Genomic DNA, 9,281 nt, shown 5'->3' on the forward strand with positions numbered 1-9,281 from the left:
CGCCGATGAAGGCGATTTCTTCGAGATCCAGCAGAATTTCGCCAATAACCTCGTCACCGGCTTCGGGCGGGTCGAGGGCCGCACCGTCGGCTTCGTCGCCAACCAGCCGATGGTGCTGGCCGGCGTGCTCGATTCCGACGCCAGCCGCAAGGCAGCGCGGTTTGTGCGCTTCTGCGATTGTTTTTCGATCCCGATCGTCACCTTCGTCGACGTCCCAGGCTTCCTGCCCGGCACGGCGCAGGAATATGGCGGCCTGATCAAGCATGGCGCGAAACTCCTGTTCGCCTATGCCGAAGCCACCGTGCCGAAGATCACCGTCATCACCAGAAAAGCCTATGGCGGCGCCTATGACGTGATGGCCTCGAAACATCTGCGCGGCGACATGAATTATGCCTGGCCGACGGCGCAGATCGCGGTGATGGGCGCTAGGGGCGCGGTCGAAATCATCTACCGCAAGGACATCGGCGACGCTGAAAAGATCGCAGCCCATACAAAGGCTTACGAGGATCGCTTCCTGTCGCCTTTCGTCGCCGCCGAACGCGGCTATGTCGACGAGGTGATCATGCCGCACTCGACCCGCCGCCGCCTTGCCCGGGCACTGCGCATGCTGCGCAACAAGGACATGCAGAACCCCTGGAAGAAGCACGACAACATCCCACTTTGAGGCGCTGGCAGCTTACTCCTCTTCAGCCGCGCCGAACCCCGCCCCCATGGTGGCGCGGACAGGGCTGCCCCAAGGCGTCGCGTGATTGTCGATACGCATCTGGAAGATGAAGTAGGTCGGCGAGCAGAAGCCGATGCCTTTGACTTTGCCGATGCCAGGCGTGTCCGGTGGCAGCGACTGGCACATATAGTCCTCGCGGCAGAAATGATCGGCCGAACAGGCCGGCCGGTTGCCGCGATTGACGGCGCCGCCAAGGCACTGGTCGAAATTGTTGGTGGCCACGCAGATGTCGAACTTCTTGCCACCGACCAGCCCGCAGATCTCGTTCGGCATCGGCTTGCCAGCTTTGAAGGTCGCGAAGGCACGGTCCTTGTCATCGCAGCCGCGATAGGCGATGCCGCCCGGCACGCCAATCTTCGGCGGGCGGCAGGTGTAAGCGGTGCGCGAGATATCCGGTGCGAAGGCCGCGAACTGGCCTGATATGCTGTAGCGGTCGTTGAAAGGCTGCGCCGCATTGCTGGCGATCGAGCCGGTCAGACAAGGATGCCCGGAAAACATGTCAGCGCTGTCCTTGGGGAGCAGGCATTGCGCCAGTTTGATGCGCACGCCTGAAGCGGTGGCGAGCGGCGTGCAGACCGTGCCGCCGCCGCATTGCCAGCTTGCGCTGAAGCGGGCCGCATCTTCCGGCATCAGGCACGGCATAGCCATTTCGGCCGGCGCGTAGTCGACCACGGTACCCGTCCAGGCCGCCGGCGGCGCAAAGGAGAGCGGACGGAAGCGGTTCGGCTCCCTGCCCTCTGCGGTGGTGCTGAGCCAGGCCTGGCGGCGCGGAATCTCGGCATGAAGATGCGGTGAAATGCCGACCTCGATGCGGTTCAACGGCGACGTCGTCTTATCGTCGAGGCCGATGAAATGGAACCCGGCGGTTGAACCAGCCTGATGGCAGCCCTGGCAGGCGCCATTGTCCAGCCGCTCGACCAGCGCTTCCGGCGTGCGCACCAGTTTCAGGGGGGAATAATCGAGCGATGCGAATTCCTTGGCCTGGAATAATTGCGTATACGGATGATTGGCCTGCCGCGCACTGCCGAAAGTCGACCATGAGATGATTTTCCTGGCCAGGAACTCGTCGGGAATTTCATAGACGCCTTCATCGATCGCCGGCAGATTGGCGCCGACATAGGCCGCGAGCCGTGCTTTCAGCGCCGCGTCCTGCGAGAGCCCTGCGGTGTCGGGCGTGTTCTCCAGCGGCTTCTCGCTGATATCAGCGCCATCGATGCCGAATATCCGCATGAGATAGGCAGCCTGACCGCCGAACTCGGTTTCCTGGCCGGAGGGAAAGCGCACCACCTGTGCATTGAGCTCCAGTTGCTTGAAGGTCAGCCCGGCCTTCCCCAGCGGCCCGCCGGTCAGCCAGCCGGCATCGACGCTCTCGTCAAGCTGTGGCGTCCAGCGCCCAGCAGTGCCGACGCAGCCGCCATCGGCATCGGGCGCGGCGCTGTAGACGGCATTGAAATTGAACGGCAGGCGCGACGCCAGCAGCTTGCCGTTTTTGCGAAAACTGTAGGCCAGGCGATAGATGAAGCGCACCTCACCGCAGCTCTTGTCGCCCTGCAGCACGGCGAAGTCGCGACGGTCGAGCCGGTTGACGACGCCGACCAGCCGAAAGCGCGCGGCATCGGTCTTCAGCCAGCGCATGTCCATGATGCGGCCGACATTGCCGTCGGTGATCTCGTAGAGCGGCCGCCCGCCGGCCTTCATCTCGGCGCGCAGTGCCGCAACATCGGAGGCAACCGTTTCGACGATGGCGTGATAGGCTGGCGCCTCGTCGTAGAGCGTCTTCAGACCGTCCTCGCCGTCGACCCCGAACACGTCGGCGAAGCCGAAACCCCTGGCATCGAGAGCGGCGAGCACCGATGGATCGTCGACGATGGTCACAGGGCCTTCGGCGCGCGCCGTCGACGCCACGAAGGCGCCAAAGAGAGTGGCGAGCACCAGAGCCAGGGTGCGGTTCATTGAGCAGCTGTGCGCGCGTCGAAGAGTTCGCGCAACACCGGCACCAGCGCCAGCGGCAGATCCTCGGCGATCAGGCCGGGTCCGAACCGGCTGCCGGCTTCGGCATGCAGCCACACCGCCGCGCAGGTGCCCTCGAAGAGCGGCATGCCTTGTGCGAGCAGACCGGCAATGATGCCCGACAGCACGTCACCTGACCCGGCTGTGGCCAGCCATGCCGCGCCATTGGAATTGATCGCCGCCTTGCCATCGGGAGCAGCGATCACCGTGTCGGCGCCCTTGTAGACGATGACGGCATTGGCCCGCACGGCGGCCGCACGCGCCTTGGCCAATTTCGACAGGGTCTTGTCGCCAGCGATATCGGGGAACAGTCGGCCGAATTCACCCTCATGCGGCGTTATCACCAACACTGGAGCGCTTGGCTCACGGGCGGCTTCGAACAGCGCCTGGGGTTGATGGGCCAGAGAGGTGATGGCATCGGCATCAAGAACGATCGCACTGGCGTGGCTTGCGGTCGCCTCGTCGCGTGCACCATCCGCCAAAGCCTTGATCAGTTGCAGGGCAAAATTGCCGACCTTGGGCTCTGGCCCGAGCCCCGGTCCGAACACCAGCGCCTCGGGACGGCGCGCCGTCAGAAATTCCTGCACCTCTTCGAGCGAACCCGCCTCGCGCAGCATGATCGCGGTCAGGTGTGTCGCGTTCACCTGCATGGCATTGGGCGGCGACAGCACGGTGACCGCCCCTGCCCCGCTTCTCGCGGCGGCCATCGCCGACAGCCGCGCCGCGCCCGTCGCGCTGGGGCCGCCGGAAAAGACGCCGACATGGCCACGCTTGTATTTGTGCGCGTCCACCGCCGGCACGGGAAATTCCCGCAACCACAGGTCCGGCACATTCTCGAAGGTCGACACAGCGAGCTGGGCGATGATGCCGTCGCCGGTACCGATGTCGGCGAGCACGATTTCACCGCATTGCCCGCGCCCCGGCAGCAGCAGGTGGCCAGGTTTCTTCCGTGCGAAGGTGACGGTGACCTCGGCGCGAAACGCCCTGCCCAATATGTCGCCGCTGGTTCCCGAGACGCCCGACGGCAGGTCGACCGCGACCACAGGCAGGCGCAGGGCTGTTACGGTGTCGACGGCTTTCGCGGCATCGCCGGACAGCGACTTGGACAGCCCTGCCCCATAGAGCGCGTCGACCACGATCGAGCCGGCCTCGGCGTCGAAACCAGAAAGCGGCAGGGGTTTGATCGGGCACTCCGCCGCGGCGAGCGCCGCGTCGCTTTCCGGCTTCGGCGCTCCGGATGCCCAGATCGTTGTGCTAACGCCGCTGTCGGCCAGGATGCGGGCGACGACATAGCCATCACCGCCATTGTTGCCGGGACCGCACAGCACATGAACGTGCGTCGCTGCGGGATAGCGCTTGAGAATCTCAGCCGCGACCGCTTCACCCGCGCGCCGCATCAGGCCGATGCCGTCGGCTGGACCGGCGGCAATCGTCAGCCGATCGGCCTCGCTCATTTCGGCGGAGATAAGAAGTTCGTTGCTCATGGATTGCCGATCCGCATGCGATCAAGCATTGTCCAATTTTCGATCCGAAGCAAACAAAGGGAGTTGCCGAGATTTGCAGCCATATCGTCGGCATGAGGGCATTGCAGGCACGAAATTGCCTGAGGGATAGGCGATATGCCTAATTTTTGTGCGGACGCAGGTGCCGGCGCTGTGTAGGCTCCGGCAGCCCATGCCGCTTCCGGTGCAGCGAATGACGCGAATTTGCATCCCGGCGCGGCGCGGCTTTGAAATCGTATGAGACCGCTTCGAATCCGTCCAACTGGCACAGTTCGTGCTTGATGGAGGCGCAAGCGGGGGGTCACAACCCGTTTTTTTGGCAGTGGAGGCCACTTTTTACATGAAAAAGATCGAAGCGATCATCAAGCCATTCAAGCTGGACGAAGTGAAGGAAGCGCTTCAGGAGGCCGGACTGCAAGGCATCACTGTCACCGAGGCAAAAGGCTTCGGTCGTCAGAAGGGTCATACCGAACTCTACCGCGGCGCCGAATATGTCGTCGATTTCCTGCCCAAGGTGAAGATCGAAGTCGTGCTTGGCGACGATGCGGTCGAAGGCGCGATCGAGGCCATCCGCAAGGCGGCCCAGACCGGCCGTATTGGCGACGGCAAGATCTTCGTTTCCAATATCGAGGAAGTCGTGCGAATCCGCACCGGCGAAACGGGCATGGACGCGGTCTGACCCGACCCGGCCATCCTCCTGAAAACGTCATCATCAAAAAACGTCATCACACAGGGATACATGACATGACGACAGCCAAAGACATCATGAAGCAGATCAAGGACAACGACGTGAAATTCGTCGACCTGCGCTTCACAGACCCGAAGGGCAAGCTGCAGCACGTAACGATGGATGTCATCGAGGTCGAGGAAGACATGTTCGCCGATGGCGTGATGTTCGACGGCTCGTCGATTGCCGGCTGGAAGGCCATCAACGAGTCCGACATGGTGCTGATGCCCGATCCGGAAACGGTCCACATGGACCCGTTCTTCGCGCAGTCGACCATGGTCATCCTGTGCGATATCCTCGATCCGGTTTCGGGTGAATCCTACAACCGCGATCCGCGCGGTACGGCCAAGAAGGCCGAGGCCTACATGAAGGCGGAAGGCATCGGCGACACCATCTTTGTCGGCCCGGAAGCCGAATTCTTCGTCTTCGACGACGTGAAATACAAGGCCGACCCCTACAACACCGGCTTCAAGCTCGACTCCACAGAACTGCCGTCGAACGACGACACCGACTATGAGACCGGCAATCTCGGCCACCGCCCGCGCGTCAAGGGCGGCTACTTCCCGGTACCGCCGATCGACAGCGCACAGGACATGCGCTCCGAAATGCTGACCGTGCTCGCCGAAATGGGCGTGCGCGTCGAAAAGCACCATCACGAGGTGGCGGCTGCCCAGCACGAACTTGGCATCAAGTTCGACGCGCTGGTGCGCAACGCCGACAAGATGCTGATCTACAAGTACGTCGTGCACCAGGTCGCCAATGCCTACGGCAAGACGGCGACCTTCATGCCGAAGCCGATCTTCGGCGACAACGGCTCGGGCATGCACGTCCACATGTCGATCTGGAAGAACGGCAAGCCGACCTTCGCCGGCAATGAATATGCCGGCCTGTCGGAAAGCTGCCTGTTCTACATCGGCGGCATCATCAAGCACGCCAAGGCGATCAACGCCTTCACCAATCCGCTGACCAACTCCTACAAGCGCCTGGTGCCGGGTTACGAAGCGCCGGTGCTGCTCGCCTATTCGGCGCGCAACCGCTCGGCGTCCTGCCGTATCCCGTTCGGCTCGTCACCGAAGGCCAAGCGCGTCGAGATCCGCTTCCCCGATCCGGGCGCGAACCCCTATCTCGGCTTCGCGGCGCTGCTGATGGCTGGTCTCGACGGTATCAAGAACAAGATCCATCCCGGCCAGCCGATGGACAAGGATCTTTACGACCTGCCGCCCAAGGAACTGAAGAAGATCCCGACCGTCTGCGGCTCGCTGCGTGAAGCACTGCAGAGTCTCGACAAGGATCGCGGCTTCCTGAAAGCCGGCGGCGTCTTCGACGACGACCAGATCGACAGCTACATCGAGCTGAAGATGGCCGAGGTGATGCGCTTCGAAATGACACCGCATCCGGTCGAGTACGACATGTACTATTCCGTCTGAGATTCAATCTCGGACTAAGATTCAATATTATATTCAAGCCCTTGAAAGATTTCTCTCTTTCAAGGGCTTTTCGCTGCGCTCCGATAGGGGGTGCCTGCTGATCGGCGTGCGAAAACGGGCCGACTCGACATAAGCAGCGTATCTGCGTTGAGTTTTCGACGATCGTGCGCATGCTTAGGCGCGCGGTCTATCGGCACGCACGATACGTCGATTCGGTGACGTCAGTCCCAGGCTCAGCAAAGTCCGATGAATGGAAAGCGGATCACAATTTGATCGCGAACATGAAGCCAGGAGCGAGCGGAGCACTGTCTCAGGCTACAGTGACCGCTCGTCCGGCGCCCCCGCCAATGCCGCCGTTCAAGAAAACCCCGCCCGTCCGAACAGCATTGCGTGACGTAACCCCAAGGCCTGCGAATACGCATGCTGCACTGCGATCTGTCAACGCCACCAACCGGGCTGTGGATGGCCAATTTCGTTGCATGAACAGATGCTTATGGAAGGGTCTTTGCCACAGATAAATGCTGGAAAAGGCGGTTTTCCGGGCTTTCTGACAAACCATCACTGGAAATGGACACGGCGACGGCCGGATTCCGGTGGCATTCTCGACCGTCGGAATTGCCTGACTTTTTCTGGGTGCTTTTGGCTCGAGATGCGATCTGCCCGGTAGCGGCCAAAAAGAACCCCGGCCTGGGCCGGGGTTCTTGCAAAAAGCAGACCGTCGGAGGGACGTGGATCTACCCTGCAAGCTCGTCGGGACCGTGCAGGTTCCGGTCCGTTCGCCTGGCCAGGACCAACAGGTAGTAGACAGCGGCCACGACCATGATCAGCCCCGTCGCGATCAGGCTCGGACGGCCGAAGGCGACGTCCAGGTAGTTCTGGTAGGCGACGTAGATCAGCGCCACGAAGGCGAGGACGGCCGGGACAGGGAAGAGCGGCATGCGATAGTGCCCGCCATCGTAGGTGCCGCTGCGACGACCGACAAACGCCGCCACGCACAGCAAGGCATAGACGACCACCAGCGACGCGCCACTGACGACCAGCAGCAGGTTGATGTCGATGAAGCAGGCGACGGCCGCCAGCACCGCCACAACGATGGTGGCGATCCAGGGCGAGGCGTAGCTGCCGTGGACCGAGGCGACGGCGGCGTTGATCGGACCGAACCAGGCTACGGCCATATGGACTTCATTCCGTGGGGGCGCATGGACGCCTTCTACGCCGCTGTTGTGCAGGCGCCGAGGAGGCCGTGCTGAATGCCCTGGTCGCCAACCAGGAGATGATTGGCCGCGACGGCAACCGCACGCCTGCCCTGCCGCATGACAAGGTTGTGGCCGCGCTGAAAGCGCGTGGTGTCATCATCGGTTGACCCCTGGCACGCTGTATCCTGGACGGCGGCAGTAACCCGTTCCTCCGACGACAGACCTCTTGGCTAGCAATACTGCTGGACTCAGTCAGCGAGCACAACGGCTCACACCAGAGCTGAGGTTATCGACATCCAGGCCTTCGTTTTTCAGTCATCTCTCCAATTTTCATGATCGGATTCACCCGGCCATAAATCTATCCATCTATCTCTAGGCAACGAAGATGGAGTGTTGCCAGATGATCCCGAAGCGAGTTGTTTCAGCGCTATTGGCCGCCCTGATCGTCTCGGCGCAGCCTTCCCTGGCATTCGGCGGCAGCTTCCAACTCCAACAACTCAGCCCAAGCGACAGAGCGGCATTCGACGCTATCGTCAGCGCCGTCGACAATTGGCAGAGCGATCCCGCCCAGGTCGCGAAGGTTCAAGCGGATATCAAGAATTTCAGCGCCAGCCATCCCGATTTTGTCCCCATTCAGGTCGAGGCAGCCTACGCGAAATCGTTGTACGTTTCGGACGGGCTCGGCACGATCATTGGAAGCAAGTCATTCACTCCCATTATTGTAGAGCTGCAAAAGCGCGATCCGACCTATGCCAGGTCCTACATCCTGGGTGCCCGGGCCTTCATTTTTTCTGGCGACTTGGCAAGCGCCAGACCGCAGCTCGCCAAGGCAGCTGAACTCGATGGCAACGCCCCCTGGGCCGATCTGACCTGGGCTCTGCTGTTCGATCGCGCCGGCGAGCGAAACAAGGCTGCGACGTCGGCCAGGGCCAGTCTCGCCAAAGCGGCAGGACAACCCCTGGCAATGGCCAAGGCAATCGTGATAATCGCAAGAAATGGCGGCGTCCCGGACGACAAATCCGCTGAAATGCTCGCGGACCAGATTTACCGAATCGAGGGAAACGCCTCGACTTTAACAACCGTCATCTCGGAGACCTTGGATCGGTACAGCTTTCAGCCGGGGCTCCTGCAGACTCTCGCGCAGCTTGCGCAGCGCGTTTCGAGTGCGTCGGCGCCAACCCCCAAATTTCAGCTTCAGATCGCACGCTGGTACCTGTCGGCGGGATATATGTATGAGGAGGCTGGGGCTGCCCGGTATCGGCAGGACTACGCGAAGGCCGCGCTCGATACGTTGGACAAGATCCAGGATGCACCGGACGTCGCCCAAATGGCCTGGAACCTGCGTTTCGCCATTGCCGCGAGCAATGATGATTTGCCCCAAATGCAACAGCTGATTGCGGACGGCGAGAAGAAAAATTACTCGGTGCAGACGATTGCGCACAACAAAGGCGTTCTCCTCTACGCCCAAAAGAAATTCAAAGAGTTGATCGCGCTCTACAAGGAAGCAGGCCTACCGGATGACAATTTGCTTGCAAGGGCCAATGAACGTGGCGGCAGCGTGGAATTCGCCAAGCGTTACTATTTGCGTCAATTGGAAATGTTGCCGACCGCTCCAAACCTTAACGGGAACTATGCAAGTTTTCTGCTGACGCGCTTTGCGGATGCCGATGGCGCCATCGAATATGCTGGAAAGGC

7 protein-coding genes are annotated in these 9,281 nt (G+C 61.6%); 4 read left to right on the top strand and 3 right to left on the bottom strand.

Going from position 1 to position 9,281, the window contains the following annotated elements; genetic code table 11:
* A partial coding sequence (locus EN935_RS12025; protein ID WP_281040332.1) for a carboxyl transferase domain-containing protein occupies positions 1–664 on the top strand: 664 nt, incomplete at its 5' end.
* 12 nt (positions 665–676) lie between these two features.
* Here EN935_RS12025 and EN935_RS12030 read toward each other — a convergent pair.
* Entirely contained in the window at positions 677–2,677 is a 2,001-nt protein-coding gene (locus EN935_RS12030; protein WP_127373335.1) for a hypothetical protein, read from the bottom strand.
* A complete protein-coding gene (locus EN935_RS12035) occupies positions 2,674–4,218 on the bottom strand; it encodes an NAD(P)H-hydrate dehydratase (protein WP_127373336.1) in 1,545 nt (514 codons plus the stop codon). Before EN935_RS12035 ends, EN935_RS12030 begins: the two co-directional genes overlap by 4 nt.
* Positions 4,219–4,576: 358 nt before the next feature.
* Between EN935_RS12035 and EN935_RS12040 the strand changes: the two genes are divergently transcribed.
* Together EN935_RS12040 and glnA are read left to right on the top strand one after the other, a co-directional pair.
* Positions 4,577–4,915, top strand: coding sequence for a P-II family nitrogen regulator (locus tag EN935_RS12040; RefSeq protein WP_006205430.1), 339 nt, complete (start codon positions 4,577–4,579; stop codon positions 4,913–4,915).
* Between the two features lie 65 nt (positions 4,916–4,980).
* Entirely contained in the window at positions 4,981–6,390 is a 1,410-nt protein-coding gene (gene glnA, locus EN935_RS12045; RefSeq protein ID WP_056588641.1) for a type I glutamate--ammonia ligase, read from the top strand.
* 734 nt (positions 6,391–7,124) lie between these two features.
* Here glnA and EN935_RS12050 read toward each other — a convergent pair.
* Positions 7,125–7,565 carry a hypothetical protein gene (locus EN935_RS12050; RefSeq protein WP_127264816.1) on the bottom strand — a complete coding sequence of 147 codons (441 nt, stop codon included), beginning with the start codon at positions 7,563–7,565 and terminating at the stop codon, positions 7,125–7,127.
* A 421-nt stretch (positions 7,566–7,986) separates the two neighbouring features.
* Here EN935_RS12050 and EN935_RS12060 point away from each other — a divergent pair.
* Positions 7,987–9,281: hypothetical protein (locus tag EN935_RS12060; RefSeq protein ID WP_164771094.1), on the top strand; the 1,295-nt coding region annotated here is incomplete at its 3' end.

It is taken from the genome of Mesorhizobium sp. M7D.F.Ca.US.004.03.1.1, assembly GCF_003998635.1.
Lineage (GTDB): Bacteria > Pseudomonadota > Alphaproteobacteria > Rhizobiales > Rhizobiaceae > Mesorhizobium > Mesorhizobium loti.

Bases quoted from the DNA above. Each gene is read 5' to 3' on its own strand.
- EN935_RS12035 (WP_127373336.1), bottom strand. From the start codon at position 4,218: ATGAGCAACGAACTTCTTATCTCCGCCGAAATGAGCGAGGCCGATCGG.
- EN935_RS12050 (WP_127264816.1), bottom strand. From the start codon at position 7,565: ATGGCCGTAGCCTGGTTCGGTCCGATCAACGCCGCCGTCGCCTCGGTC.
- glnA (WP_056588641.1), top strand. From the start codon at position 4,981: ATGACGACAGCCAAAGACATCATGAAGCAGATCAAGGACAACGACGTG.
- EN935_RS12040 (WP_006205430.1), top strand. From the start codon at position 4,577: ATGAAAAAGATCGAAGCGATCATCAAGCCATTCAAGCTGGACGAAGTG.
- EN935_RS12030 (WP_127373335.1), bottom strand. From the start codon at position 2,677: ATGAACCGCACCCTGGCTCTGGTGCTCGCCACTCTCTTTGGCGCCTTC.